The organism is Idiomarina sp. T82-3 (assembly GCF_001577655.1).
Classification (GTDB): Bacteria; Pseudomonadota; Gammaproteobacteria; order Enterobacterales; family Alteromonadaceae; genus Idiomarina; species Idiomarina baltica.
In genome coordinates, this window is record NZ_LSBQ01000027.1 from 1 (window position 1) to 23835 (window position 23835).

37 protein-coding genes are annotated in these 23835 nt (G+C 46.5%); 7 read left to right on the plus strand and 30 right to left on the minus strand.

Annotated features, from left to right (window positions below):
* The first annotated feature begins 262 nt into the window (after positions 1–262).
* Complete coding sequence (locus AWU56_RS12175) at positions 263–1075, plus strand: hypothetical protein (RefSeq protein ID WP_286682681.1); 813 nt, start codon at positions 263–265, stop codon at positions 1073–1075.
* Positions 1076–1140: 65 nt separating this feature from the next.
* Here AWU56_RS12175 and rplQ read toward each other — a convergent pair whose 3' ends face one another.
* The 17 genes from rplQ to rplN form a co-directional block, all read right to left on the minus strand.
* Positions 1141–1539: a 50S ribosomal protein L17 gene (rplQ, locus tag AWU56_RS12180; protein WP_006956458.1), complete on the minus strand. Its 399-nt coding sequence runs from the start codon at positions 1537–1539 to the stop codon at positions 1141–1143.
* Positions 1540–1577: 38 nt separating this feature from the next.
* Positions 1578–2567, minus strand: a complete 990-nt coding sequence (locus AWU56_RS12185; protein WP_286682682.1) for a DNA-directed RNA polymerase subunit alpha — start codon at positions 2565–2567, stop codon at positions 1578–1580.
* A 25-nt stretch (positions 2568–2592) separates the two neighbouring features.
* Positions 2593–3213 carry a 30S ribosomal protein S4 gene (gene rpsD, locus AWU56_RS12190; protein ID WP_006956430.1) on the minus strand — a complete coding sequence of 207 codons (621 nt, stop codon included), beginning with the start codon at positions 3211–3213 and terminating at the stop codon, positions 2593–2595.
* 29 nt (positions 3214–3242) lie between these two features.
* Positions 3243–3632, minus strand: a complete 390-nt coding sequence (rpsK, locus tag AWU56_RS12195; protein WP_006956431.1) for a 30S ribosomal protein S11 — start codon at positions 3630–3632, stop codon at positions 3243–3245.
* A 13-nt stretch (positions 3633–3645) separates the two neighbouring features.
* Positions 3646–4002 carry a 30S ribosomal protein S13 gene (gene rpsM, locus AWU56_RS12200; protein WP_006956432.1) on the minus strand — a complete coding sequence of 119 codons (357 nt, stop codon included), beginning with the start codon at positions 4000–4002 and terminating at the stop codon, positions 3646–3648.
* Between the two features lie 117 nt (positions 4003–4119).
* The gene (gene rpmJ, locus AWU56_RS12205) at positions 4120–4233 is read right to left on the minus strand and encodes a 50S ribosomal protein L36 (RefSeq protein ID WP_006956433.1); all 114 of its coding nucleotides are present in this window, start codon (positions 4231–4233) and stop codon (positions 4120–4122) included.
* 25 nt (positions 4234–4258) lie between these two features.
* A complete protein-coding gene (gene secY / locus AWU56_RS12210; RefSeq protein ID WP_006956434.1) occupies positions 4259–5587 on the minus strand; it encodes a preprotein translocase subunit SecY in 1329 nt (442 codons plus the stop codon).
* Between the two features lie 5 nt (positions 5588–5592).
* Positions 5593–6027: a 50S ribosomal protein L15 gene (gene rplO, locus AWU56_RS12215; RefSeq protein ID WP_006956435.1), complete on the minus strand. Its 435-nt coding sequence runs from the start codon at positions 6025–6027 to the stop codon at positions 5593–5595.
* Between the two features lie 3 nt (positions 6028–6030).
* Positions 6031–6213: a 50S ribosomal protein L30 gene (rpmD, locus tag AWU56_RS12220; protein WP_006956436.1), complete on the minus strand. Its 183-nt coding sequence runs from the start codon at positions 6211–6213 to the stop codon at positions 6031–6033.
* Between the two features lie 6 nt (positions 6214–6219).
* Positions 6220–6720 carry a 30S ribosomal protein S5 gene (rpsE, locus tag AWU56_RS12225; RefSeq protein WP_286682683.1) on the minus strand — a complete coding sequence of 167 codons (501 nt, stop codon included), beginning with the start codon at positions 6718–6720 and terminating at the stop codon, positions 6220–6222.
* Positions 6721–6729: 9 nt separating this feature from the next.
* The gene (gene rplR, locus AWU56_RS12230) at positions 6730–7083 is read right to left on the minus strand and encodes a 50S ribosomal protein L18 (protein WP_006956438.1); all 354 of its coding nucleotides are present in this window, start codon (positions 7081–7083) and stop codon (positions 6730–6732) included.
* Positions 7084–7092: 9 nt separating this feature from the next.
* Entirely contained in the window at positions 7093–7626 is a 534-nt protein-coding gene (gene rplF, locus AWU56_RS12235; protein WP_006956439.1) for a 50S ribosomal protein L6, read from the minus strand.
* Between the two features lie 14 nt (positions 7627–7640).
* A complete protein-coding gene (gene rpsH, locus AWU56_RS12240) occupies positions 7641–8033 on the minus strand; it encodes a 30S ribosomal protein S8 (protein WP_006956440.1) in 393 nt (130 codons plus the stop codon).
* Positions 8034–8059: 26 nt separating this feature from the next.
* Positions 8060–8365 carry a 30S ribosomal protein S14 gene (rpsN, locus tag AWU56_RS12245; RefSeq protein WP_071463929.1) on the minus strand — a complete coding sequence of 102 codons (306 nt, stop codon included), beginning with the start codon at positions 8363–8365 and terminating at the stop codon, positions 8060–8062.
* Positions 8366–8376: 11 nt separating this feature from the next.
* Positions 8377–8916, minus strand: a complete 540-nt coding sequence (gene rplE / locus AWU56_RS12250; RefSeq protein ID WP_006956442.1) for a 50S ribosomal protein L5 — start codon at positions 8914–8916, stop codon at positions 8377–8379.
* A 20-nt stretch (positions 8917–8936) separates the two neighbouring features.
* Positions 8937–9251: a 50S ribosomal protein L24 gene (gene rplX, locus AWU56_RS12255; protein ID WP_006956443.1), complete on the minus strand. Its 315-nt coding sequence runs from the start codon at positions 9249–9251 to the stop codon at positions 8937–8939.
* A gap of 10 nt (positions 9252–9261) precedes the next feature.
* The gene (gene rplN / locus AWU56_RS12260; protein WP_006956444.1) at positions 9262–9630 is read right to left on the minus strand and encodes a 50S ribosomal protein L14; all 369 of its coding nucleotides are present in this window, start codon (positions 9628–9630) and stop codon (positions 9262–9264) included.
* Positions 9631–9888: 258 nt separating this feature from the next.
* On the opposite strand from rplN, the gene AWU56_RS12265 reads away from it, so the two are divergent.
* From AWU56_RS12265 to AWU56_RS12290, 6 genes are read left to right on the plus strand one after another with little or no spacing between them, the layout of a single operon-like run.
* On the plus strand, positions 9889–12678 hold the full coding sequence (locus AWU56_RS12265) for a monovalent cation/H+ antiporter subunit A (RefSeq protein WP_286682684.1): 2790 nt from the start codon (positions 9889–9891) through the stop codon (positions 12676–12678).
* Positions 12679–13017 carry a Na+/H+ antiporter subunit C gene (locus tag AWU56_RS12270; protein ID WP_006956446.1) on the plus strand — a complete coding sequence of 113 codons (339 nt, stop codon included), beginning with the start codon at positions 12679–12681 and terminating at the stop codon, positions 13015–13017.
* The gene (locus AWU56_RS12275; RefSeq protein WP_286682685.1) at positions 13017–14549 is read left to right on the plus strand and encodes a monovalent cation/H+ antiporter subunit D; all 1533 of its coding nucleotides are present in this window, start codon (positions 13017–13019) and stop codon (positions 14547–14549) included. The genes AWU56_RS12270 and AWU56_RS12275 overlap by 1 nt, the downstream gene beginning before the upstream one ends.
* Entirely contained in the window at positions 14542–15030 is a 489-nt protein-coding gene (locus AWU56_RS12280; RefSeq protein ID WP_006956448.1) for a Na+/H+ antiporter subunit E, read from the plus strand. Before AWU56_RS12275 ends, AWU56_RS12280 begins: the two co-directional genes overlap by 8 nt.
* Positions 15024–15293 carry a K+/H+ antiporter subunit F gene (locus tag AWU56_RS12285; RefSeq protein WP_006956449.1) on the plus strand — a complete coding sequence of 90 codons (270 nt, stop codon included), beginning with the start codon at positions 15024–15026 and terminating at the stop codon, positions 15291–15293. The genes AWU56_RS12280 and AWU56_RS12285 overlap by 7 nt, the downstream gene beginning before the upstream one ends.
* A gap of 12 nt (positions 15294–15305) precedes the next feature.
* Positions 15306–15680, plus strand: coding sequence for a Na+/H+ antiporter subunit G (locus AWU56_RS12290; RefSeq protein ID WP_006956450.1), 375 nt, complete (start codon positions 15306–15308; stop codon positions 15678–15680).
* A gap of 50 nt (positions 15681–15730) precedes the next feature.
* On the opposite strand, the gene AWU56_RS12295 is transcribed toward AWU56_RS12290, so the two are convergent.
* The 13 genes from AWU56_RS12295 to AWU56_RS12355 all read right to left on the minus strand — a co-directional run bounded on the left by AWU56_RS12295 (position 15731) and on the right by AWU56_RS12355 (position 23786).
* Positions 15731–17152 (minus strand): carbohydrate porin, encoded by a 1422-nt coding sequence (locus tag AWU56_RS12295; RefSeq protein ID WP_286682686.1) that lies wholly within the window; start codon positions 17150–17152, stop codon positions 15731–15733.
* A gap of 136 nt (positions 17153–17288) precedes the next feature.
* Positions 17289–17552, minus strand: coding sequence for a 30S ribosomal protein S17 (gene rpsQ / locus AWU56_RS12300; RefSeq protein WP_006956452.1), 264 nt, complete (start codon positions 17550–17552; stop codon positions 17289–17291).
* Entirely contained in the window at positions 17552–17743 is a 192-nt protein-coding gene (gene rpmC, locus AWU56_RS12305; protein ID WP_006956453.1) for a 50S ribosomal protein L29, read from the minus strand. The genes rpsQ and rpmC overlap by 1 nt, the downstream gene beginning before the upstream one ends.
* Entirely contained in the window at positions 17743–18156 is a 414-nt protein-coding gene (rplP, locus tag AWU56_RS12310; protein ID WP_006956454.1) for a 50S ribosomal protein L16, read from the minus strand. The genes rpmC and rplP overlap by 1 nt, the downstream gene beginning before the upstream one ends.
* Before the next feature lie 11 nt (positions 18157–18167).
* Entirely contained in the window at positions 18168–18848 is a 681-nt protein-coding gene (gene rpsC / locus AWU56_RS12315; RefSeq protein WP_006956455.1) for a 30S ribosomal protein S3, read from the minus strand.
* 10 nt (positions 18849–18858) lie between these two features.
* Entirely contained in the window at positions 18859–19191 is a 333-nt protein-coding gene (gene rplV, locus AWU56_RS12320; protein ID WP_006956456.1) for a 50S ribosomal protein L22, read from the minus strand.
* A 13-nt stretch (positions 19192–19204) separates the two neighbouring features.
* Positions 19205–19483: a 30S ribosomal protein S19 gene (gene rpsS, locus AWU56_RS12325; RefSeq protein ID WP_026860408.1), complete on the minus strand. Its 279-nt coding sequence runs from the start codon at positions 19481–19483 to the stop codon at positions 19205–19207.
* 16 nt (positions 19484–19499) lie between these two features.
* The gene (gene rplB, locus AWU56_RS12330; protein ID WP_286682687.1) at positions 19500–20324 is read right to left on the minus strand and encodes a 50S ribosomal protein L2; all 825 of its coding nucleotides are present in this window, start codon (positions 20322–20324) and stop codon (positions 19500–19502) included.
* 14 nt (positions 20325–20338) lie between these two features.
* Complete coding sequence (gene rplW / locus AWU56_RS12335; RefSeq protein ID WP_006956427.1) at positions 20339–20641, minus strand: 50S ribosomal protein L23; 303 nt, start codon at positions 20639–20641, stop codon at positions 20339–20341.
* On the minus strand, positions 20638–21243 hold the full coding sequence (rplD, locus tag AWU56_RS12340; protein ID WP_006956426.1) for a 50S ribosomal protein L4: 606 nt from the start codon (positions 21241–21243) through the stop codon (positions 20638–20640). Before rplD ends, rplW begins: the two co-directional genes overlap by 4 nt.
* A gap of 18 nt (positions 21244–21261) precedes the next feature.
* On the minus strand, positions 21262–21900 hold the full coding sequence (rplC, locus tag AWU56_RS12345; RefSeq protein ID WP_272977384.1) for a 50S ribosomal protein L3: 639 nt from the start codon (positions 21898–21900) through the stop codon (positions 21262–21264).
* A gap of 38 nt (positions 21901–21938) precedes the next feature.
* Positions 21939–22250 carry a 30S ribosomal protein S10 gene (gene rpsJ, locus AWU56_RS12350; RefSeq protein WP_006956423.1) on the minus strand — a complete coding sequence of 104 codons (312 nt, stop codon included), beginning with the start codon at positions 22248–22250 and terminating at the stop codon, positions 21939–21941.
* Positions 22251–22589: 339 nt separating this feature from the next.
* Entirely contained in the window at positions 22590–23786 is a 1197-nt protein-coding gene (locus tag AWU56_RS12355) for a dipeptidase (RefSeq protein ID WP_286682688.1), read from the minus strand.
* Between the last annotated feature and the right edge of the window lie 49 nt (positions 23787–23835).

The window sequence follows — 23835 nt, forward strand, 5'->3', positions numbered from 1 at the left end:
GACGACCGTGTCACACTGCGCTTCCGCGTCTTTCTCTGTGACAACGGCGGCGAATTATAGAGATCCTATTCACACTTGCAAGCACTTTTTTGAAATTAATTTTAAACGACCACTTTTTGAACCTATTTGTTGCTTTATTGTTTGATTCATGGGAACTTTTAACTATAAATAACAAACAAAGCAAGTATGTACACATAAAACATGGATGTAATTTAGTCGTATTGGGGGATCTATAATGCACTTTTGTACGAGACTATCGCTCGTGACAGTTTTCACTGCGAGTCTTTTTATTGTATCCGGAGAAGCAAAGGCTAATTTTAACGTTCACGTAAAATCAACTAACCCCGTTGTAGGCGCCAAAGCATTTGACCTCAACTTAGCAACACTCACACCACAAGAAAAAAAGTTAGTAGACAAATACAACTCGGTTATTGATGACCACCTAAATTACAATTTTTCTATTACGCGTACGGTAAGAATACTTGTCAATCACTACCCACAACACGTCAATCAAATCTTAATTGCCGCCTATCAACATTACCCGACACGAATTCCAGTTATTAACCGTGCGGTTATTCAGGTTGAGCCGGCACTCACTTCCGACGTGCTAACGACAACTCACTTAGTCGCGCCGCAGGCGTTCGACGAAACCATCGCGCAGGCAATAGATGTAGAGCCGAGTTATATCGATGATATTGTGACGACAGCAACTCGTCTCGCACCGGAAAAATTAAATACTATTGTACGGGTAGCCATAGTGAGTGAACCGAGAATGAGTGAAACGGTCGTTAAATCGGCTGCCGAAAGTTCGCCTGACAATTTTCTAGATGCGGTCGTTTCTTCTATAAAGGAAATACCTCAAATCACCAAACATGCATTTGTCGCTGTAAAAGACTTTTTTAATTTTAACAATGCAGAGCAGAAGACAAGACCTAAACCTGAACAGTGGAATCGCTTTATAGTTGAGGCAAAGGCACAGGGGATTAATCGCGAAGAATTGGAATGGTTTAAAGAGCACGGCTACTTAACTGAACAGCAAGTCGCAAAAGTCTATAGCAACAAAGCCGACAAATAGCTCACCATGCGTAACGGATATAAAAAAGCCGGCTGAAAAGCCGGCTTTTTTTAGTATCAGAAATCTTATTCCGCAGCTTCCGCTACTTCTTCGACTTCCTCTACTTCGGGACGGCCAACCAATTCAATGTAAGCCATTGGTGCGTTATCACCTGCACGGAAACCACACTTCATAATGCGAGTGTAGCCACCTGGGCGAGATTCATAACGCGGACCAAGTTCATTGAAAAGCTTGCCCACTACTTCTTTATCACGTGTACGTGCAAATGCTAAACGGCGATTTGCAACGCTGTCTTGCTTAGCCATTGTGATCAACGGCTCGACTACGCGACGCAACTCTTTCGCTTTTGGCAACGTCGTTTTGATGATCTCATGACGCACCAACGAGCTAGCCATGTTGCGGAACATCGCTTGACGATGGCTGCTGTTACGATTGAGTTGACGACCACTCTTACGATGGCGCATACCTATACCCTTCTCAGTAAATCAATTACCAAGGTAACTTAGTCGTTGTCGATCAAGCTTGCTGGTGGCCAGTTCTCAAGGCGCATGCCGAGAGATAGACCACGAGACGCCAAGACGTCTTTGATTTCAGTAAGCGATTTCTTACCAAGGTTAGGCGTTTTTAATAACTCAACCTCGGTACGTTGTACTAAGTCACCAATGTACTGAATTGCTTCTGCTTTCAAGCAGTTTGCAGAACGAACAGTCAATTCTAAGTCATCTACCGGACGGAGGAGAATCGGATCAAACTCCGGTTTCTCTTCCTTCTCTTCCGGCTCGCTGATATCACGAAGTTCGACGAATGCCTCTAGCTGTTCAGCTAGAATTGTAGCAGCACGACGAATCGCTTCTTCTGGATCCAATGTACCATTGGTTTCCATTTCGATAATCAGCTTGTCCAAGTCGGTGCGCTGTTCAACACGTGCAGCGTCAACGCTGTACGCAATACGCTCAACTGGACTGAAAGAGGCATCCACTAACAGACGACCGATCGGACGCTCCTCGTCATCTTCTGACTGACGAGCCGACGCAGGAACATAACCACGACCACGTTCAACCTTAACACGCATATTCAATTCGTTGTCGCCAGTGAGGTGACAAACTACGTGCTCAGGATTGACGATTTCAACATCACCATCGTGCTGGAAATCACCTGCGGTTACAGGACCTGCACCGGATTTATTCAAGGTCAACGTCGCTTCGTCTTTACCTTCTAAGCTGACAGACAGCCCTTTGAGGTTCAACAAAATTTCGATGACATCTTCTTGCACGCCTTCTTTGCTGCTGTATTCGTGCAGCACACCGTCGATTTCTACTTCAGTCACTGCACAGCCTGGCATTGACGACAATAGAATACGACGTAAAGCATTGCCTAGGGTGTAACCAAAGCCACGCTCTAGAGGCTCCAGTGTCACCTTGGCGTGAGTCGTGCTAATTTGCTCGATGTCAACTAACCTCGGCTTTAGGAATTCGGTAACAGAACCCTGCATTGTGTCCTCTCTCTATGCTTAAGCTTTACTTAGAGTAAAGCTCTACGATCAACTGTTCGTTAATTTCAGCAGACAAATCACTGCGCTCAGGAAGACGCTTGAACTGACCTTCCATTTTGCTGCTGTCAACTTCTAACCAAACTGGCTTTTCTCGCTGCTCTGAAAGCTCAAGCGCTGCACTAATACGTGCTTGCTTTTTAGCTTTTTCGCGAACAGACACTACATCTTCAGGGCGAACCATGAATGATGGAATGTTAACCACTTGACCGTTAACAACAACAGCTTTGTGACTGACTAGCTGACGAGCTTCTGCGCGCGTTGACGCAAAGCCCATACGATAAACTACGTTATCCAAACGCTGTTCTAGCAACTGCAACAGGTTTTCACCGGTATTGCCTTTAATACGAGCAGCTTCTTTGTAGTAGTTACGGAATTGCTTCTCTAAAACGCCGTACATACGACGTACTTTTTGCTTCTCGCGCAACTGAACACCGTAATCAGACAAACGGCCACGACGGGCACCATGCTGACCAGGAGCAGTTTCGATCTTACATTTAGAATCGATTGCGCGTACGCCGCTTTTCAGGAACAAGTCTGTTCCTTCGCGACGGCTTAGCTTGAGTTTAGGACCCAAATATCTTGCCATGATCTTTCTCCAACTATCGATTCACGCCTTTAAACGCGACGTTTCTTAGGCGGACGACAACCGTTGTGAGGAATAGGTGTCACATCGGTAATATTCGTGATGCGGTATCCTACGGCGTTCAGTGCGCGAATAGATGATTCACGACCTGGACCTGGACCGTTTACAAATACTTCCAAGTTCTTAAGACCATATTCCTTCGCCATTTCACCAGCACGCTCAGCAGCAACCTGCGCAGCGAACGGGGTTGATTTCCGTGAACCACGGAACCCTGATCCACCAGCTGTAGCCCATGCCAACGCATTACCTTGACGGTCTGTGATGGTGATGATGGTGTTGTTGAAAGATGCATGCACGTGAGCCATGCCATCGGCGACTTGCTTTTTAACGCGCTTGCGAGAACGAGTCTGTGCTTTAGCCATTACTCAATCCCCCTTATTTCTTAATCGGTTTGCGCGGTCCTTTACGAGTGCGCGCGTTTGTCTTAGTGCGCTGTCCACGTAAAGGGAGGCTGCGACGATGACGAAGACCACGGAAACATCCGAGATCCATCAACCGTTTGATGTTCATTGAAACTTCGCGACGCAGGTCACCTTCGACTGCATACTTAGCTACTGCTTCACGAAGAACGTCTAATTTCTCTTCTGACAATGTACCGATCTGGGTATCTTCAGCAATGCCCGCTGCTTCGCAAATTGCGCTAGAGCGAGTACGACCGATACCGTAGATTGCAGTCAATGCAATCACTGCGTGTTTATTGTCAGGAACGTTAATGCCAGCGATACGGGCCACTAACACGTCTCCTTTTTTTGTAGGCTTCAGTTGAAAAGCCCGTTAGGATACTCAACCGATTGCCGAATTGCAAATACTAAAGGTGGCGACCCTAAAGCCGCCGCCCTTTCCTTCGAATCAACCTTGCCGTTGCTTATGCTTTGCATCAGTGCAAATCACGCGCACAACACCGTTGCGCTTGATGATTTTGCAGTTACGGCAGATTTTCTTCACGGAAGCACGAACTTTCATTGCTACTCTCCGTTTCTATCCAACCTTAGCGGCCGTAGCCTTTAAGGTTAGCTTTTTTAAGCACAGAATCGTATTGATGAGACATCATATGAGTCTGTACCTGTGCCATAAAGTCCATGATGACTACCACAATAATCAGTAGCGAAGTGCCACCAAAGTAGAACTGAACGTTCCAAGCGATCATCATAAACTCAGGAACCAAACATACAAAGGTAATGTATAGCGCGCCTGCCAATGTCAAGCGAGTCATTACTTTATCGATGTATCTAGACGTTTGTTCACCTGGGCGGATACCCGGAATGAACGCTCCAGATTTTTTCAGATTATCTGCCGTTTCACGCGGGTTGAATACCAACGCCGTGTAGAAAAAGCAGAAGAAAATAATCGCAGCCGCATATAGTAACACATAAAGTGGCTGACCTGGAGATAAAGTCATCGAAATTTGCTGCAAAACATCAGCAACAACACCGTCACCTGATCCAAACCAGGTCGCAATTGTACCCGGGAACAGGATGATGCTTGATGCAAAGATTGGTGGTATTACACCCGCCATATTAACTTTCAATGGCAAGTGTGTGCTTTGAGCCGCGAATACTTTACGTCCCTGCTGACGCTTGGCGTAGTTTACAACGATACGACGTTGACCACGCTCTACGAAAACAACAAAGTAAGTAACCGCTAACACGATTACACCAATAAGCAACAAGAGTAATATATTTAAATCGCCTTGACGTGCCTGTTCTGCTGTCTGACCGATAGCAGAAGGCAAGCCCGCAACAATACCCACGAAAATCAGGATAGAGATACCGTTACCGATGCCTCGTTCAGTAATTTGTTCACCCAACCACATTAAGAACATGGTGCCGGTGACTAAACTCACAACGGCGGTGAAGTAAAACTGAAAGCCTGGATCAATGACCAGGCCAGGCATCAAGTTAGGTAAGCCCGTGGCAATCCCTATTGACTGGAACGTAGCAAGAATTAGCGTACCCCAACGAGTATACTGGCTAATTTTACGACGACCTGCCTCACCTTCCTTCTTCAATTCTGCTAGACGCGGGTGAACAACCGTAGCCAATTGCATAATAATTGAAGCAGAGATATAAGGCATTATTCCCAGTGCAAAAACGGATGCGCGCTCAAGTGCACCACCGCTGAACATGTTAAACATGGCAACGATGGTGTCCTTTTGCTGTGAGAACAGCTGAGCTAACACGGCGGCATCAATACCAGGAATAGGCACAAAGGAGCCCGCTCGGAAGACGATAATCGCTCCTAACACAAACAACAGGCGACGCTTGAGTTCCGACAAGCCACCTTGCGCTCGATTTGATTCCAATCCTGGTTTAGCCATGAGACCTATCCTTCGATGTTTCCGCCAGCAGCTTCAATAGCTTCGCGAGCGCCTTTTGTAACTTTAAGACCTTTAACAGCTACTTTACGACTGATTTCGCCCGACTTAATGACCTTAGCAGTCAAAACGTCTTTACGAACTAAGTTAGCCGCTTTAAGCGCTGCTAAGTCAACGACATCGCCGTCAACTTTAGCGATCTCAGCTAGGTTTACTTCAGCTGTTAATGCCGCTTTACGTGAAGTAAAGCCAAATTTCGGCAAACGACGCTGAATTGGCATTTGACCGCCCTCGAAACCTGGCTTCACGGTACCGCCAGAACGTGACTTCTGACCTTTGTGACCACGAGCACCAGTCTTACCGAGACCAGAACCAATACCACGACCTAAGCGCTTCTTACTGCTTTTTGCACCCGGTGCAGGAGCAAGAGTATTAAGTTTCATCGCTTAGTCCTCCACCTTAACCATGTAAATTACTTGGTTCACCATACCGCGGACTGCAGCAGTGTCTTCCAACTCTACTGTGTGACCAATACGGCGGAGACCCAAGCCACGTAGTGTAGCTTTATGTTTCGGTAAACGACCGATAGAGCTACGCGTCTGTGTTACTTTTAATGTCTTTTTCGCCATTGTTCACTACCCCAGTATCTCGTCAACGCGCAATCCACGCTTAGCCGCAACTTGCTGAGGCGACTTCATGTCGTTCAATGCTTTGATAGTTGCACGAACAACGTTGATTGGGTTGGTTGAACCATATGCTTTTGAAAGCACGTTATGTACACCTGCAACTTCCAATACCGCACGCATCGCACCACCTGCGATGATACCGGTACCTTCAGAGGCTGGTTGCATATATACCTGTGAACCTGAGTGACGGCCTTTAACCGGGTGCTGTAAAGTTTCACCCTTAAGCTGCACAGTCACCATGTTGCGACGTGCCTTTTCCATCGCTTTCTGGATAGCGGCAGGCACTTCACGTGCTTTACCGTAACCGAAACCGACTTTGCCTTTGCCATCGCCAACCACAGTCAGTGCAGTGAAGCTAAAGATACGACCACCTTTAACAACTTTTGCTACACGATTAACTGTGATCAACTTTTCAATCAGTTCACCGTTTTGAGCTTCTACATTTGCCATGTTCGTCTCCTAGAACTGAAGTCCAGCTTCACGCGCAGCGTCTGCTAATGCAGCAACGCGACCGTGGTATTTAAAACCACTGCGGTCAAAAGTAACGTCTTTGATACCTTTTTCAACCGCGCGTTCAGCGATAACTTTACCCACAACCTTAGCGGCATCAGCATTACCTGTTTTTTCCACTTGGTCACGGATCGCCTTTTCAACCGTCGAAGCGGCTGCTAGCACTTCAGATCCGTTAGGTGCGATCAACTGTGCATAAATATGTCTTGGCGTACGGTGTACAACCAGACGGTTTGCACCCAACTCTTTGATTTGTTTACGTGCGCGAGTAGCACGACGTAAGCGAGCTGCTTTCTTGTCCATCGTATTACCCTACTTTTTCTTGGCTTCTTTACGGCGCACTTGCTCATCCGAATAACGAACACCTTTGCCTTTGTAAGGCTCTGGTTTACGATATGCGCGGATGTTAGCGGCAACTTGTCCAACAAGCTGCTTGTTTGCGCCCTTAACGACAACCTCAGTTTGAGAAGGAGTTTCGATTGTGATTCCTGCTGGAATCTCGAACTCTACAGGATGTGAAAAGCCCAAAGTTAGGTTCAATTTATTACCTTGCGCTTGCGCACGGTAACCAACACCCATCAATTGCAGCTTACGTTCAAACCCTTTGCTTACTCCAACTACCATATTGTTTAACAACGCGCGTGCAGTGCCCGCTTGCGCAGTAGAGTTTGCAACTCCATCGCGTGGGACAGTGCGTAGCTCGTTCTCTTCTTGAACAAGCTCTACCGCGTCGTTAACAACGTGACTCAGTGAGCCTTGGGCACCCTTAATGGTAACTTCCTGACCGTTTAGCGTAACTTCAACGCCAGCAGGAATCTCAATAGGTGCTTTAGCAACACGTGACATCTCCTACCTCCTAATTACGCTACGTAACCGATGACTTCGCCACCAAGACCAGCTTGGCGAGCGGCACGGTCGGTCATTAGGCCTTTCGATGTTGAAACAACAGCGATACCCAGACCACCCATCACGTTAGGTAACTCGTTGCGTTTTTTGTAAATACGCAGACCAGGACGACTAACGCGCTCGATAGATTCAATAACTGGCTTTCCTTCGAAGTATTTAAGTTCGATTTCAAGCTCAGGTTTAGCAGTACTCTCAGTGCGGTAATCAATAATGAAACCTTCTTTCTTAAGCACTTCGGCGATTGCCACTTTTTGCTTAGATGAAGGCATCTTTACTGACACTTTGTTAGCACCTTGAGCGTTGCGAATGCGTGTGAACATATCCGCAATTGGATCTTGCATGCTCATATTTGCTTTCTCCCGTGATTCGTGGCTTACCAGCTAGCTTTTTTCAAGCCAGGAATTTCACCGCGCATCGCCATCTCACGCACCTTGATTCGGCTCATGCCAAACTTACGGAGGAAACCGTGAGGACGACCAGTAATACGACAACGATTACGTTGACGTGTCGGACTGGCATCACGTGGGAGCTGTTGCAATTTAAGTACGGCTTCCCAACGCTCTTCGTCTGATGCTTTCGGGTCATTAATGACCGCTTTCAGTGCATTGCGTTTTTCTGCGTATTTTGACGCAAGCTTTGCTCGCTTCGCGTCACGCGCTTTCATTGACTGTTTTGCCATAACTCTACACCTTACTTTCTGAACGGGAAGTTAAAGGCAGCTAGCAAAGCACGAGCTTCGTCATCTGTGCCAGCATTAGTGGTAATGGTGATATCCAGACCACGTACCTTGTCGACTTTGTCATAGTCGATTTCCGGAAAGATGATCTGCTCACGAACACCCATGCTGTAGTTACCACGACCATCAAACGACTTAGGGTTGAGGCCACGGAAGTCACGGATACGTGGAATTGCAATCGAGATTAGACGTTGCAAAAAGTCCCACATACGCTCGCCGCGCAGAGTTACCTTACAGCCAATCGGGAAGCCTTCACGGATTTTGAAACCGGCGACAGACTTGCGTGCTACAGTACGAATTGGCTTTTGACCAGAGATAGCCTCTAAGTCTGCCACTGCATTATCAAGTACTTTTTTGTCAGCCAGAGCTTCACCAACACCCATGTTAAGGGTGATTTTCTCAATCCGAGGGACTTGCATGACGCTGTTGTAGCTGAACTCTTTCATCAGTCCAGGAACTACCGATTCTTTATAAAAATCATGCAGTTTCGCCATCGTAAAACTCCAAAATTGAATTAAATGATTGCGTTGTTCGATTTGAAGAAACGGACTTTTTTGCCGTCTTCGAATCGGAATCCAACACGATCTGCTTTACCTGTCTCTGGGTTAAGGATCGCTACGTTTGAAATATGGATTGGTGCTTCTTGTTCAACGATGCCACCTGATTCACCTAAAGCCGGATTTGGCTTTTGATGTTTCTTGACAACGTTAACACCTTCCACAATCACGCGATTCTTATCGGTAAGAACTTTAAGGACTTTGCCTTGCTTGCCCTTGTCCTTACCGGCCAGGACGACTACTTCGTCATCACGTTTAATTTTTGCCGCCATAATGGACTCCTTATAAAACTTCTGGTGCCAACGAGATAATCTTCATAAACTGCTCAGAACGCAGCTCACGAGTTACCGGACCGAAGATACGAGTACCAATTGGCTGTTGGTTGTTGTTTAACAACACAGCCGCGTTGCGGTCAAAACGGATGACCGACCCGTCTTGACGACGGACGCCTTTTCTGGTGCGAACGACCACCGCATTCACAACATCGCCTTTTTTCACCTTACCGCGCGGAATTGCTTCCTTGACAGTAACTTTGATGATATCACCGATGTTCGCGTAGCGGCGGTGCGAACCACCTAGAACCTTAATACATTGTACGCTGCGCGCGCCGGAGTTATCGGCAACGTCCAGGGTAGTTTGCATTTGGATCATTTCAGTGCCCCGCTTAGTTAAAAAAACAGACCCTCTCGGGTCGTGCTGCCTTTTGGTTTTTCCCTTATAAAAAGGGCGGCGAATTGTAACAGATAAAAATTTGAAGCGATAGGGTTATCTCACTTTTTTTGTTAATCACCGTATCTCGACCGGTATCAGTTGGCACTCATCCTTTACAATGGTAAAGTCGTAAAACATTGTTTGTGTTTGACTTGTACAGTTCTGTGGAATAGCAACCGAGGCCAGACGTTTTAGCTTATGAACCTATTTTATATTGTGTTCGCGCCAATGATTGGTGCTTTGATTCCTTTACTGCTTCGACGAACGAGTCGACCTGTAAAGACGATAGCGACGATTGCAATACCCATCTCATGCATTTTGGTTGCATGGCCACTTGCCCAGCAAACGCTGGCAGGAGATATTCCCACAGCCATACAGCAGTGGCTACCGAATATTGATTTTGACCTTGCCTTCCGTCTGGACGGCTTATCGCTCCTGTTCGTTAGCCTTATTCTCGGTATCGGTGTGTTGATTGTCCTATACGCCCATTACTATTTGTCTAGTAAAGATAATGACAGTCGTTTCTACGCCTGTTTATTACTATTTATGTCGTCAATGCTTGGCATCGTCACAGCCGATAATGTGCTGTTGATGTGGGCATTCTGGGAACTCACTAGTATATCGTCATTCTTGTTGATAGGTTATTGGTATCATCAAAGTGACGCTCGTCGTGGCGCGCGCATGGCACTTGCAACAACAGGCGCCGGTGGACTAGCACTGCTCGCTGGCTTGCTGATTATTGGGCATATTGCCGGTAGCTACCAGTTGGACGCAATATTTGCCGCGAAAGACGCAATTCAAGCACACAGTTTATATATCCCTGCACTCATTCTGGTATTGTTGGGCGCATTTACTAAGTCAGCTCAATTTCCATTTCAGTTTTGGTTGCCTCATGCTATGGCTGCACCAACGCCTGTAAGTGCTTACTTGCACTCAGCCACGATGGTTAAAGCCGGTATATTTTTGCTTGCGCGCATGCACCCTGCTCTGGCGGGAACCGAGTTTTGGTTTATTACTGTTACGCTCATTGGTCTGATCACAATGTTAGTCGGTGCTTATTTCGCACTACTTAAACACGACTTAAAAGGGTTATTGGCCTTCTCAACGGTAAGCCATTTAGGCCTTATTTGTATGTTGCTTGGAATCGGCTCACAGGCTGCTGTGATCGCGGCGCTATTCCACGTGATTAATCACGCGTGTTTCAAGGCTGGGTTATTTATGACCGCCGGCATAATTGACCATGAGGCTGGCACGCGAGATATGCGCAAGCTACAAGGTCTACTCAAGTTTATGCCGATTACCGCGACGCTTGCGATGATCGTCACTGCATCGATGGCTGGCGTTCCCCCCTTTAACGGTTTTATGTCTAAAGAGCTTTTTTTGGACCAAGCTCTCAACCAACATCTGTTCGGTGGATTAAGTTGGTTTGTTCCTGTACTCGCCACCGTGGGCGCAGCACTATCGGTCGCTTATTCTATTCGGTTTATTCATGACGTGTTTTTTAATGGTGAGTACAAGGAGCTTCCAAAACAACCTCATGACCCGCCGAAAATGATGGCATTGCCGGTTCTTATATTGTCACTCATGTGCATTATCATAGGGCTACTCCCAATGCTCACGGTGTCCGGTATATTAAACCAAGCAGTAAGTAGTGTTGTACTCGATAACATAACGGTAAAACTGGCACTCTGGCATGGTTTCAACCTCCCACTGTTGATGAGCGCCGTCGCTATTGTAGGTGGTATTGTTATCTACAGTCAGCGCGATCAACTGTTTACGTTTAATCGTCAGTTTGAAGGGCAAGATGCCAAGCATAACTTCGAGCGTATCGTGCAGTCGATATGCGATAGTGCCAACAAGTTGTTCACGTATATAGATACGGGCTCGTTACAGCGCTACATGGCGTTAGTACTTATTTCCGTCATCGTACTGGTAATTCCGCAGTTGTTTGAAATAGTGACTTTGGAAGGCTCGAGAGAACAACTGCCCGTTGACTTTGTTTCTATTGTCGGTGCTTCTGTGCTCATGGTTGCAGGCTTTGCCACGGCTGTTTTGCATCGTCACCGTTTTATTATGCTTATGATGCTTTCAGTCGTCGGGCTTGTGGTATCGCTATCCTTCGCGCATTTCTCGGCCCCCGATCTCGCTATGACACAGCTGGTCGTCGAAGTAGTCAGCATTATTCTCATGGTACTTGCATTATTTTTTATGCCGCAGAAAACAGCCCGCGCGTCAACCGGGCATCGTGTATTTCGTGATATTTTAATCGCAAGTTTAATCGGTGGTATAGTTGCAACACTAAACTACGGGATCCTGACGAGTGACTTTGAAACGATTTCAGATTTTTTCATTGCGAATGCAAAAACAGGCGGTGGTGGCACTAACGTCGTCAACGTTATCCTAGTCGACTTTCGTGGCTTCGACACTCTCGGTGAAATTACAGTTTTAGCTATTGCCGCAGCGGGAATTCATAAGTTACTCAATAAGCTCAAACCGTTCATGCCGTCGAGCGATATTGATGGACGACCATGGCATCGTATCAAACACCCGCTGATGCTCACTAACGTTGCGAACTTAATCCTTCCGATGGCAATGGTGGTAGCGGTCTACATCTTCCTGCGCGGCCATAATCTGCCCGGAGGGGGCTTTATCGCCGGTCTTATCGCGGCCTCAGCAATGATCCTCCAGTACATTGCTAACGGTGTAGACTGGGTGAAGGAACGATTTAATGTAAATTACCAATCACTCATGTCGTTTGGCGTGATGATTGCGGCATTAACAGGCGTTGGTAGTTGGTTCTTCGACCGGCCCTTCCTTACCTCTTGGTTCACATATTTAAAATGGCCGCTTGTTGGTAAGTTTGAATTCGCAACTGCGTTATTGTTCGATTTGGGGGTATTCCTAACCGTAATTGGAGCCACCATGATGATTTTAAGTAACTTTGGGAAAATGACAACGCGTCATCGTCCGCGTCAGGAGGGGAACTAGATGGAAACATTATTCTCAGTGACCGTTGGTGTTTTAACCGCCTGCAGTGTATTTCTGATCCTAAGAGGTCGTTCATTTCCTGTCGTGGTTGGAATAACCATGCTCTCGTATGCGGTCAACTTATTCCTATTTTCCACAGGCAGGCTCACCATTGACGGTGCACCTATCTTAGGTACGAACACCGAATACGCCGATCCGTTACCGCAGGCACTCGTGCTGACGGCAATTGTAATAGGTTTTGCGATGACCGCGTACTCTGTCATTTTGGCGGTTCGTACACGGGGTGAAATTGGAACGGATGAAGTGAACGAACAAGATAGTGGGGAGTCTTCACGCTGATGTGGCAACAACACCTAGCAATTTTACCAATACTGATACCCTTATTCACAGCGCTACTGCAGCTATTACCCTGGGGCGACCGTCCTCAGCCTAAACGGCGCGCGCTTGGTTTAGCATCAAGTATTCTTACGCTCGTTTGTGCCGCATTATTACTTGTGCACGTTAACCAAAACGGCATGTTAGTCTATGCTTTGGGTGACTGGTCAGCTCCCTTTGGTATTGTACTTGTACTGGATAAACTCAGTACCTTAATGATCCTATTAACCGCTGTATTAGCACTGCCGGTGCTGATCTATGGTTGTTATACCGAAGATAATCTAGGCTCCCATTTCCATGCACTTTTCCAGTTCCAGGTAATGGGCATCATCGGCGCCTTTGCCACGGGCGATCTTTTTAACTTATTTGTCTTTTTCGAGGTGTTACTAATCTCGTCATACGGACTAATGATGCATGGCGGTGGCAAATTCCGGGTACGTTCGACGCTCCATTATGTACTACTAAACTTGCTCGGTAGTGCACTATTTTTGATTAGTGTGGGCACCTTATATGCAACAACGGGTACACTTAACATGGCCGATATGGCGGTTAAGGTGGCTCAGTTATCAGGTGACGAGGCCGCATTGGCGAGAGCTGGAGGCTTCATGTTGCTCGCTGTGTTTGGTATTAAAGCAGCGATTCTTCCGCTACACTTTTGGCTACCGCAGGCCTATTCGACGACCACGGGAGTGGTTGCTGCGCTCTTCGCAATAATGACCAAAGTCGGCGTCTATTCAATCATTCGTGTCTACACACTTATCTTTGGGCCCGAGGCGAACGAACTCGTTTGGCTCGCAGCAGACTGGCTATGGATACTCGGTATATTGACGTTAATATTTGGCATTATTGGCATGCTAGGTACCCGTGACTTTAGATTACTTGTTGCTTATTTAGTTATCGTTTCGGTAGGCACACTATTAGCAACTTATAGCTTTAGCTCTGCTGCGGGAATCAGTACAGCCCTGTTCTATTTAATTCATTCAACAGTGATCACAGGCGCTTTGTTTTTGCTTGCCGACGTCATGGCATTCGAACGTGGAAAAACAGCTTCTCGTATCGTTACAGGCAAACGTATGGCAAATCACAACACCTACGCCGTTATGTTTCTGATTGCGGCCATCGCAATTATCGGCTTACCTCCATTAAGTGGATTTGCTGGGAAACTCATGATTTTACAAGCCGCACCGGTCTCAACGAGTGGTTTTTGGTTGTGGGGGACAATGCTACTTGCCACCTTAGTGATGTTAATAATGATGAGCCGAACTGGTAGTAAAATGATTTGGCATACTCTGCAGGGTAAACCGAATGAACAATCAGCTCCTATAGGAAAGCGTGTGGCAATCGGGATGTTATTATCGCTCTCATTGATATTAACTATATTTGCTAACCCTATCCGTGACTACACCGATAGTGTTGCTGACGAGTTACTCGATACGCAATCTTACCCGACCACAATCATTGCGCCTAGTAGCGGCGAGGAGAACCAATATGAGTAAAGTGTTTCCAGCTCCATTTCTAACACTAAGCTTATTTGCCATATGGTTGCTGCTATTTAATTCAATAGCACCTGGTGTGGTGATCCTAGGTTTAATTATAACGACCTTAATACCGCTTTTGTTACGGCCCGCTTGGCCTGATTTTAAAACTATTAAAAAGCCACATTTGGCGCTGGTCTATCTCGTTATTTTGATTTTCGATATTATCGTGGCCAACTTTAAAGTGGCTGCTTTAATCTTAGGCCGTAGAAAGCACCTCAAACCTGCTTTGTTTGTATTCCCTCTGGATATGACAGACGAACTGCCTGTAACAATTTTGGCGAGCACTATTACTCTGACCCCTGGAACAGTGTCTTGCGAAATTACTCGGGGTCGCCGAGGCATACTAATCCATGCTTTTTCTGACGAGACACCAGAAGAAACGATTAACGTGATACGTCAGCGCTACGAGCGTCGCTTGAAGGAGATATTCCAATGCTAACGACTGTAATTCACATAGCGTTCGTACTGTTTAGTTTGTCGATTATAATGAACTTCTGGCGGCTTGCTAAAGGTCCTCATCTACCCGACCGAATTCTTGCACTGGATACAGTGTATATAAACTCGTTAGCACTGCTGTTGTTACTCGGCATCTATCAAAATACACAAACATATTTCGAAGCAGCTCTTTTGATTGCAATGTTTGGTTTTGTTAGCACGATTGCAGCGGGTAAGTTTTTACTCCGTGGTGATTTAATTGAATAAAAGAGGAAACCAATGGAAGCTTTAAATCAATTACCGTTGTGGGTACAGTGGGTGATCGCTTTCTTCATCTTAATTGGTGCGGTATTTGCCTTCATCGGTTCGCTTGGTCTTGCAATATTACCTGACTTTTTTACACGCCTACATGCGCCAACTAAAAATACTACCATGGGAATTGGTGGGACAGTAATAGCAGCAATCATATCGACCTCGGCACAGGGCACTCTCACACTCAACGAGTTGCTGATAGCCATTTTCCTATTTCTAACTGCTCCTATCAGTGCTCACATTCTTGCCAAAGCAGCGCTTCACACCGAGCTCCCAAAATTTGCGCCGACACGAGATTTGCGTGATAAAGAAGACGCCTATCAACATGAAACAGACAAATAAAAAGTGGCGCCGAGGCGCCACTTTCTGCGTTGGATCAAAGTAACTAACCCTTAGAAGTAATAACCAAAGTTAATATTAAAGCGATCATTTACTTCACCACCATCAGTAGCAATATTGCCTCCAATGAACGGTTGGTTCTTGGCCTTCACGTAATCGATATACGTATAAAAACCACCGCCTGCTGCTACGGCGACGCCTAGAACATTCATCCAAGTATCGTCCTGGTAGCCGCGCTTATCGGTTATAATGCTATGATCATTATAGAATGTAAGCGAAGTTATCGGTCCAATGTTTACCGGCAACGTATAAGCCACATTCCCTGTATAAACTTTGGCTTCAGTTGGGATAGCATCATAGTAGGCATAGGCACCCATGTAGACGCCACGATTTTCAACCTTTAAGTCATACTCGTAGTCAGCGTACTGTAGCTGAACATTCCAAGGACCATTGTTGTAGTTACCGTGAACACCCCATGCAAAACGATTACCGACGTTTTGGTTTTCATATTCTTGTGCAGCAGTAAAGCCTTCAGCCGCCGAACCTGAATAGAAATTATTACCTTGAGCCGATACACCGATCTCTAAGTTTTCTTCATCACTGAACGTAAACTTGCGAGCGGCACGCAATGCATAACTATTGCTTTCACCAATCGGTAACCCAGGTGTGTCATAAGCGCCCTGACCCGGCAGACGAATACCTACAGTATCGTAGTTGTAACGCGCTGTACGGTCTGTTGCTGAGCCATCAACACCACCCTGTTCATCGGACTTGTGATAAGCGATATCGAAATCCCAGTCATCACCGCGGTAAAGGAATCTAATACCGTTATCGTGCTCATCCTCTAGCCCAATATAAAATGTTGAGTTGAAAAAGTAGCTGTGAGAGTTGTAAGGCATATTACCAAATGGCACTTTAACAACGCCAATTTGGCCTTGCCACTTATCGGTAAAGTTATACCCAAACCAAGCGTGTTTCACGACGTCTTGATACTGGAACCAGCGGTATTCAGCAGAGAGAATAACATCACCGATTTCACCATCAAAATTCAAACGGAAAATATCAAAATCTAGGTCGCCCGTGCGGTTTTCATTGTCACGGTCATAGTTATTGTATTCGTATTGAAAACGAACGGCACCGTGTACTTTAATTGGCCAATTTTCGTTTTCTTCCGTTTTCTCTTCGAGCTTAGCTAAGCGTGCCTGAACCCCTGAATCAGCCACTTCTTCGCTTTGCATACGACGAGACCGTTTGGATTTATTAGCATAATCTTTTTTGGACATCATCTCTTGATGATGTTCTTTCATTTTTTCTTTAGCTTTTTCTTGCTTAGCTAAACGCGCCTCGAGATCTGCCAGCTTTTGCTTTAATGCCTCAATCTCCTTCTGAACCGACTCCTGATCCTGCTGCATCGGTACAGCGTAGACTGGGCTGGCAGCCAGCATTGAGGCGGCTAGCACCCAACTTTTCGTCATGTTGTGCTCCTTACTTTAGATGAAAATACGGGTAACGTTATTATTTTGTCATAAAGTATACCGTAATAAACTTTATTTAGATCAAAAAAAAGACCTCCGCAAGGGAGGCCTTTGTATATATTGTTACGAACTGCAATTAGACAATTTCAGCACGTTCAACGATTTCGAGCAATGCCCAAGATTTATTCTTGGAAAGAGGGCGTGATTCGCGAACAATCACGGTATCGCCCATCTTGCACTGATTCTCTTCATCATGTGCGTGTACTTTAGTTGTACGCGAGATGTATTTGCCGTAGATCGGGTGCTTAACACGACGCTCTACCGCTACAGTGATGGTTTTATCCATCTTGTCGCTCACAACTTTGCCTTGCAGTGTACGAACACGTTTTTCTTCAGCCATTACGCACCTGCCTTCTCATTTAAGATGGTTTTAATACGTGCGATATCGCGACGTACTTGCTTCATCATGTGAGTCTGATTCAGCTGACCTGTTGCCGCTTGCATACGCAGGTTGAACTGCTCACGACGCAAGTTCAGCAATTCTTCTTGCAGCTGCTCAACGGTTTTTTCTTTAAGTTCACTTGCTTTCATCACATTACCGTCCGAGTAACAAAAGTGGTTTTGAATGGCAATTTACGTGCCGCAAGGCGGAACGCTTCACGTGCCAGTTCTTCAGAAACACCGTCCATTTCGTACAGTACGCGACCTGGCTGAATCTGTGCTACCCAGTATTCAACGTTACCTTTACCTTTACCCATACGAACTTCTAATGGCTTCTTGGTAATAGGCTTGTCTGGGAATACACGGATCCAGATTTTACCTTGACGCTTAACGTGACGAGTCATCGCACGACGGCCGGCTTCGATTTGACGCGCAGTCATACGACCACGGTCAACTGCTTTTAGTCCGAAGCTTCCGAAGCTGACTTTGTTACCTGATTGCGCAAGACCACGGTTACGGCCTGTGTGAACCTTACGGAATTTTGTACGCTTTGGTTGTAACATATCGTCTCCCCTTACTTACGGTTTTTGCCGCGTTTTGGAGCTGGTTTTTCCTCGGTTGGAAGTCCACCAAGAACTTCGCCACGGAAAATCCAAACTTTAACGCCGATGATACCGTAAGTGGTATTCGCTTCAGAAGTTGCGTAATCGATGTCTGCACGAAGTGTGTGCAGAGGAACGCGTCCTTCACGGTACCACTCAGTACGTGCAATCTCTGCACCGCCCAAACGACCGCTTACTTCGACCTTGATACCTTTAGCACCAAGACGGATAGCGTTTTGAACAGCGCGCTTCATAGCACGACGGAACATAACACGACGTTCCAACTGACCTGAGATATTATCAGCAACAAGTTGCGCATCCAATTCTGGCTTACGCACTTCAGAAATGTTGATTTGCGACGGAGCGCCAGTCAACTTCTGAACTTGTTGGCGAAGCTTTTCAACGTCTTCACCTTTTTTACCGATAACAACGCCAGGGCGTGCAGTATGAATAGTCACACGAACACTCTTAGCTGGACGCTCGATAACGATACGAGATACTGATGCGTTGCGTAGTTCTTTAGTCAGGAACTTACGTACCTGATGATCACTGTGCAAGTTGTCAGCAAATTCGTTTGTATTCGCATACCAGGTTGCATTCCATGGTCTGGAGATACCTAGGCGAATACCATTAGGATGTACTTTCTGACCCATAATTTATCTCCTAGCTATCCGACACGACCACAGTAATGTGGCTGGTGCGCTTAAAGATACGATCCGCACGGCCTTTGGCACGTGGCTTGATACGCTTCATGGTCGGACCTTCGTCGACGAAGACGCGAGCCACTTTCAGCTCATCGATGTCCGCACCTTCGTTGTGCTCCGCGTTAGCGATCGCTGACTCAAGTACTTTCTTAACCAAGCCAGCGGCTGCTTTAGGGCTGTACGCAAGAATGTCCAGTGCTTTTTCAACTGGCAAACCGCGAATTTGGTCAGCAACCAAACGGCCTTTCTGAGCAGAAACGCGGGCGAATTGGTGTTTAGCAATAGCTTCCATCACTTTCTACCTCTTACCGTTTCTTCGCTTTCTTATCAGCAGCATGGCCGCGATAAGTACGGGTTGGTGCGAATTCACCCAGCTTATGACCGATCATTTCGTCAGAAACGAATACCGGTACGTGCTGACGACCGTTGTGTACAGCGATAGTCAAGCCGATCATATCTGGAATAATCATTGAACGACGGGACCAAGTCTTAATTGGCTTTTTATCCCCGGCTTCCAACGCTTTCTCCACCTTATTTAGCAGGTGAAGGTCAATAAATGGACCTTTTTTAAGAGAACGTGGCATGTTAAATCCTCAACTCTTATTTGTTGCGACGGCGTACGATGAACTTATCAGTACGCTTGTTCTTACGGGTTTTGTAGCCCTTAGTCGGAGTACCCCAAGGTGTCACTGGGTGACGACCACCAGAAGTACGACCTTCACCACCACCGTGCGGGTGATCAACTGGGTTCATCGCCACACCACGAACGGTAGGACGAACACCACGCCAGCGCTTCGCGCCCGCTTTACCCAATTGACGCAGCATGTGTTCTGCGTTACCCACTTCACCGATGGTCGCTCGACCGTCAGACTGTACACGGCGCATTTCGCCAGAACGCAAACGGATAGTGACATATGCACCATCACGCGCCAGGATTTGGCCATACGCACCTGCTGAACGAGCCAGCTGTGCACCTTTACCTGGTTGCATTTCGATTGCGTGTACTACAGTACCTACTGGGATGTTGCGCATAGGTAAGCTGTTACCCGCTTTAATTGGCGCATCAGAACCTGAAGCAATGCGGTCGCCCACATTCAAATTCTTAGGAGCCAAAATGTAGCGACGCTCACCGTCTGCGTACAATACCAATGCGATATTCGCTGAACGGTTCGGATCGTATTCAATACGCTCTACCTTTGCAGGGATACCGTCTTTATTACGCTTAAAGTCGATAATACGGTAGTGATGTTTATGACCACCGCCGATGTGACGTACAGTGATACGTCCATTGTTATTACGACCGCCCTTCTTGCTGTTTTTGTCCAGCAATGGAGCAAAAGGCTTGCCTTTGTACAGGTCCTGACCGACGACTTTTACGACGTGGCGTTGACCCGGAGACGTAGGCTTACTTTTAACTACAGCCATGATAATTCCTCCTGTTACTCAGCGCCGCCAACGAAGTCGATGTCAGCACCCTCTTTCAGGGCCACATACGCTTTTTTCCAGTCGCTACGTTTACCGAAGCGGAAACCAGTGCGTTTAGATTTACCCTTAACGTTCACTGTGCGTACGTTTTTAACTTCAACTTCAAAAAGTTTTTCGACAGCTGCTTTGATTTCGGACTTAGTCGCATCTTTAGCTACTTTGAAAACTACAGTGTTGTAGCCTTCAGCAGTCATGGTGCTCTTTTCCGAAACGTGAGGTGCCAAGATTACATTAAGTAAACGTTCTTCGCGCATCATGACAACACCTCCTCAAGCTGCTTAACTGCGTCAGCAGTCATCAGGACGTTTTCAAACGCGATTAAGCTTACTGGGTCGATGCCTTGAACATCACGTACGTCAACTTTATGCAAGTTGCGTGACGCAAGGAACAAGTTCTCGTCAACTTCTTTAGTCACGATCAAAACGTCGTTCAGGTTCAATTCTTTCAACTTCGCAACGAGTTGTTTAGTCTTTGGCGCTTCAAGCTCAAAGTTCTCAACAACCTGCAAACGGTCTTGACGAATCAATTCTGACAGGATGCTTTTTACAGCACCGCGGTACATTTTTTTGTTAACTTTCTGTTCGTGGTTTTGCGGTTTCGCCGCAAAAGTAGTACCACCTGAGCGCCAGATTGGGCTACGGATAGTACCGGCACGTGCACGACCCGTGCCTTTTTGACGCCATGGTTTCTTACCACCACCAGCAACTTCAGAACGAGTTTTCTGAGCTTTGGTACCCTGACGAGCACCCGCTGCATATGCAACAACTACCTGGTGGACAAGTGCTTCGTTGAACTCACGTCCAAAGGTAGCTTCGGAAACCTCAAGAGCGCCTTTTGCGTCTTTCAATGTTAATTCCATCACCATTCTCCTCAGACGTTACGCCTTGACCGCAGGTTTAACGATCACATCGCCACCGGTAGCGCCAGGGACAGCACCTTTAATCAATAAAAGGTTGCGTTCAGCGTCTACACGAACCAACTCAAGTGATTGAGTTGTCACGCGCTCGTTACCCATTTGACCGGCCATTTTCTTGCCTTTGAAAACTTTACCTGGTGATTGGTTTTGACCAATTGAACCAGGAGCACGGTGCGATAATGAGTTACCGTGGGTAGCGTCTTGAGTGCGGAAGTTCCAGCGTTTTACGGTACCAGCAAAGCCTTTACCTTTAGACGTACCTGTAACATCCACTTTCTTAATTTCTGAGAATACTTCTACTGTAATCTCAGAACCTACTGCGAAATCATCGCCTTCGCCGTCTTCTAAACGAAATTCCCAAAGACCACGACCTGCCTCAGTACTCGCCTTAGCAAAATGACCTGCTGAAGGCTTGTTTACGCGGCTAGCTTTCTTTTCGCCTGTGGTTACTTGAAGCGCACGATAACCGTCAGTTTCCTCAGTTTTAACCTGAGTCACGCGGTTAGCCAGCACTTCGATCACAGTAACAGGAACAGAAGCGCCGTCTTCCTGGAAGACACGCGTCATTCCTACTTTACGACCGACTAGACCTATAGCCATTGTTAAAACCTCTCGTGTGTAATCCTATTACTGCCCACTTAACCCAAGCTGATCTGTACATCAACGCCAGCTGCCAAATCCAAACGCATTAACGCGTCAACAGTTTTGTCAGTTGGGTCCATGATATCGATCAGACGCTTGTGGGTGCGGATTTCGTACTGGTCACGCGCATCTTTGTTTACGTGTGGAGAAATCAGCACGGTGAAGCGTTCTTTCCGAGTTGGCAGTGGAATTGGTCCACGTACCTGCGCGCCAGTGCGTTTTGCAGTATCAACGATCTCTGCAGTTGACTGGTCAATCAGACGGTGATCGAACGCTTTCAATCGAATCCGAATTCTTTGATTAGCCATAAAAAATCAAAGCCTCAAATTAAAGAGCATTTAAAAAAGAGCACAGACAAACGCAACCTCCCTGGCACATACCGGGGGTGCGATTATCTACGTCAACCATTCAATCCCCTATCGGGACTGTTGTGGAACACCAATTAAGCAAGTCGCTAAACTTAAACAAAAATTGATGTGGTCGCGAATTATACAGCTTCGCGACCGGTTGTCAACATTTAGCAGTAAGTAGGTCGCGCCTATGGCGCTACTTTAGGGGTTTACTTGCGCCAAAGGCGCAAGCTACCAAAGGCGCAAGCTACCCAAAGGCGCAAGCTACCAAAGGCGCAAGCTGCGTAAACGGGTAAGTTACTTCGCGAGGTCTTCCACCTGCCGCCAGACGCGCATTAAATTGCCACCCAAGATCATTTTAATTTCTTCATCGGTGTAACCGCGGTCTAGCAAACCCTGAACCAAATTAGGATAACTCGACACGTCTTTCAAGCCCACAGGTAATGAATCGCCTACGCCATCGTAGTCCGAGCCAATCCCAATATGCTCAACACCAATCAACGCTTTCACATGGTCGATATGGTCTAGGACTTGGTCAAGCGTCGCATACGGATATGGGTTGTTGTTCTCGATCTCCGCAATACGCTGCTTTGCTTCCTCAGACTCTTCGCCATACTGTTCTTTTACTGCCTCAATACGCTTTTTAAGCATATCGCGATAGCGGTTGGCTTGCTTTGCAACAAATGAAGACCCAAAGTTGATTTGAATGACACCGCCGTTTTCACCAAGCTTTTTCAGCATGTCGTCACTCATGTTGCGTTCAAAACCTGGTGTGTACTGACGTAAAGACGAATGTGACGCGATAACGGGCGCCTCACTGATCTCGATAACTTGATAAAACGCATCATCGGAGATATGTGAAACATCGACCATCACACCGATATCATTCATTGCTTTCACAAGCTTCTTACCAAAAGGTGATAAACCATCCCATTGGCGACGGATATCGTATGATGAATCCGAGATATGGTTGGACTGTGAGTGCGCCAACGTAATGTAGCGAATACCGCGCTTGTAGAAGTGCTCAAGGTTGGCAAGATCACCCTCGATGGGGGTGCCGTTTTCCATTCCCAAGGCAATAGACATTAAGCCTTTTTCAGTGTTTTCCTTCACTTGCTCTGTCGTATAAGCCATAGCGAATTTATCTGGCGCACGACCGACGAGAGCCTCCATACTATCTATAAGCTCATTCGCTAGTTGAATACTCCCACCACTCTGTTCGTAATGCGCAGGAATATAAATTGACATAAAGGGGGCATTTAAACCGCCCTCTACCGCTCTTGGATAATCAAAATCTCCACCTTCGGTAGCGACGGTCACATCCTCCCACTCGTTATGAATACGATAGGGGACGTCGATGTGCGTATCGATAAGTAGGTTTTCTTTCGCTAGCATACGTGCTTTATCGCTAGCGGTATATTCTTCAGCAAAACTAGATGTTGCGGTAGCGACAAGTGCCGCTAGTGCCGTCATTGTAATTGTCTTTTTTAACATGCAAGTTCCTTAACACAACCAAAACAGAGAACTTGCAGATTAACAAAAC